Here is a 2693-nt window from a genome sequence, read left to right as displayed (position 1 = left end):
TAGCGCCGCATCACCGGCTCCAGAACCGCTTTCCAGCCGTCGGCGCTGTGGACGTTGCCGGGCCGCAAGGCGCAGCGCTCCAGCATGCCGAACTGGTTGAACACGAAGAGCGGGTGGTAGCAGGCGCTGCCGAAATGGCCGTTCCAGGCGGTGCCCTCCTGCGCACCGTGCGTCGGGCTGACCGAGCTGTCCATGTCTAGCACGATGTAATTTAGCCCCGTCCGGTCGAGGAAACGGTCGACCCACTGGCCGCCCAGATCGGCGACCGCCGCGCGGTTGCTGTCCGTCGCCAGACCCTCGGTCTCGATCCGGCTCACCTGCGACGTGGACGCTGCCTGACCATCGACGGCACGGTGGCCGACCACCTGTCGCATTACCGGGTCGTGGGCCAGCCGCTCGGCATCGTTGACATCCTCATATCCTGCGAGGCGACCATAGACGGCTTGCCGGAACAACCCGGCCAAGTGATGAATGCGGTTCACGCCGGTGCGGTGCTCGGTCAACGCGGAGGCGGCCAGCTCGGAAAGCCCAAGGGCATCGTCCAGCTCCCGCACGATCAGCAGACCGCCGTCCGAACTGAGCTGCGAACCACGAAACTCCAGCCGCACCCGACGGTCGAAATCGAGCCTCAGATCGTCCCGAGGCCCCGCACCCGATGGGTGAGCCATGAGATCTCCCCCTGACACTGCCCAACTCACTGAAAAAATAACAGAAATACACCGATCAGCCGAGCGGAAACCTCAGATCGCTTGGGAAATCCGGAATTAAGGCGGAAAACAGGAGTAATCCCCTCATGGCAACCCTCCCAAGTTGAATTCCGCCTCTTTACCATAACTCAGTGTAGCCGTCGTTGACGTGTGTCACTGACGAGGCAGGGGTATATCGGCGGCACCAGCCAACCGGACATTTCTCGAAACAGCCCCAACAGCGGCTCTGCGCAGTTCGCTAAGCTTCAGGCGCGCTCGCTGGGTCGGTTAGTGGATCCAGCGCTTGAACTGGCAACTTTGCCGACCTTGCTCACATCTGATCGTTTGGATCGGGCGTCCGGTTCGCGTCCCGGTTTTGACCTTTCGGGTCGGTGTCACCTCGCACCCTTGGAGATGAAGACCGGAACGACGAGAATACCTCGCGATCTGAGCCGGATTCAGTCGAGAAACGGGTCGGGATTGCGGTATTTGAACCGGCTTACCTCCTCTCCGAACGTCCGCTCGATCACGTGGGTATGCACATCCTCTCCGCCGCACCGCTTCAGGACCTCACTGGCTCGGCTCTCTTCCGTGTCGTCCCTGACGGCTACCCAAAACAGGATCCCGCCCGCACGAAGATGAGCCTCCAATTCGTCGGCATGTGCCTTTCCAACAGTCTGCGCAAGAACGGCCCCGAGCCCCCCGCCAACGGCCCCGCCGGCGGCCGCACCCAGCAGCACTGCCCCAAGGGCACCACCGCTCGCCACCACCAACACTGCGCCGCCCATGGCGCCTACATACAGGGGAAGCCCGAACAAGGCGGTTTCTGCCGTCATCCGGTCGGATTTGAAGACGAAGGCGTGCTGGGGCACGCGTGGGTCATCCTCCATCACCTCGACCGGTTCAAAATGGTGGCCAAGCCTCCTTGCGATTGATTTCTGGTCCCCTATCACGTTCAGGCGGCTTTGCGGAAAGCCCGCCAGAACAAGTTTGTCTGCTGCTGCCTCGAGCTTCTCAGCGTCGTGAAAGACCGCAACGACCTCGCGCACGGTATTATAGCTAGTGGCTGCAGAATCCGGCATTCGTCCCCCTCCGTCTCTATTGCCTTGCGACTGGCCTCCAAACCTCTCGGCACCTCTTCCTTCCTGGAGAGGCGCAAGAACTCTTTCGACGGATCATTTATCATCTTTTAATCCAAGGGGCGTTGACCCTCATCAAGGAAGGACATGAGGTTCGGAGGAGATATCCGTTTGCGCCAACAACGCAGGCGCCCCGACCGATCCAAATGACTTCTTCTGCTGCGGCACCTGACGTCCGCTTGGCCCGATGACAAAACCTTGAGACGAACCTTCCCACCGGCAGGAACGCGCAGGAAACCGACCCCAGGCCGAAATGCGGGTTTTGGAGCTTCCAGACGGCAGCTTTGCCGGGCGGATTCAGTGGGTCGACGCAACACTTCAACCTTGAAGCAGGGATAGAGTGTTATGAATGGCCTATCGTCGTCGGATCTCTTTTACGAAGGCGCCGGCGTCGGCCTCCGCGTCCCAGAATTGCGGCTGCGCCTTGGGGATGGCTGTCGACGTCAATCTGCCTTCAATCCCTGGCCCCACTGGATTCGAGACTCCGGCGGAATGCGGCTCTGGTCGAAGCCCAGACTCGGTCCGCCCTTGGCTCGCTTCAGCTCCTCCAAATCTTCTCGCAAACGCTCCAGTTCAAGATACCCCAGCATGCCTCCCAGACGCTCAAGGAGCGCCACGTAGGCCTTCGCTTCGGACATGCTGACCTCTCACCCCGGGCAACGGCCAGAATGGCCTCTCTGGCGGCTTCCACGGCCTCTCTAGGGGTTTCGAGATCCGAGGGGATGTCGATCCGTACGAAGTTGTCCGTCGTCAGAGTATTTCGGAGATCGCGAGGTTTCTCGTAGCGAGAGTTCCGGTTCGGTTTCCGTTTGAGATTATGCGGCAGCGTTCTGATGCTGCAAGCGGCGTTTCCGGATGGTCTGTTTCT

3 protein-coding genes are annotated in these 2693 nt (G+C 60.8%); all 3 read right to left on the bottom strand.

Annotated elements, in window-relative coordinates; all coding sequences use genetic code 11:
- A partial coding sequence (locus EU800_RS25850; RefSeq protein WP_129636327.1) for an IS1380 family transposase occupies window positions 1-668 on the bottom strand: 668 nt, incomplete at its 3' end.
- A 476-nt stretch (window positions 669-1144) separates the two neighbouring features.
- The gene (locus tag EU800_RS25845; protein WP_129636326.1) at window positions 1145-1768 is read right to left on the bottom strand and encodes a hypothetical protein; all 624 of its coding nucleotides are present in this window, start codon (window positions 1766-1768) and stop codon (window positions 1145-1147) included.
- Between the two features lie 500 nt (window positions 1769-2268).
- The gene (locus EU800_RS25840; RefSeq protein WP_129636325.1) at window positions 2269-2463 is read right to left on the bottom strand and encodes a hypothetical protein; all 195 of its coding nucleotides are present in this window, start codon (window positions 2461-2463) and stop codon (window positions 2269-2271) included.
- Window positions 2464-2693 lie beyond the last annotated feature (230 nt).

Source organism: Tropicimonas sp. IMCC6043 (assembly GCF_004146235.1).
Classification (GTDB): domain Bacteria; phylum Pseudomonadota; class Alphaproteobacteria; order Rhodobacterales; family Rhodobacteraceae; genus Tropicimonas.
The sequence above is the reverse complement of the archived record's forward strand: the minus strand, read 5'-3'. Positions and strand labels throughout refer to the sequence as shown.

Bases quoted from the DNA above. Each gene is read 5' to 3' on its own strand.
- EU800_RS25840 (WP_129636325.1), bottom strand. From the start codon at position 2,463: ATGTCCGAAGCGAAGGCCTACGTGGCGCTCCTTGAGCGTCTGGGAGGC.
- EU800_RS25845 (WP_129636326.1), bottom strand. From the start codon at position 1,768: ATGCCGGATTCTGCAGCCACTAGCTATAATACCGTGCGCGAGGTCGTT.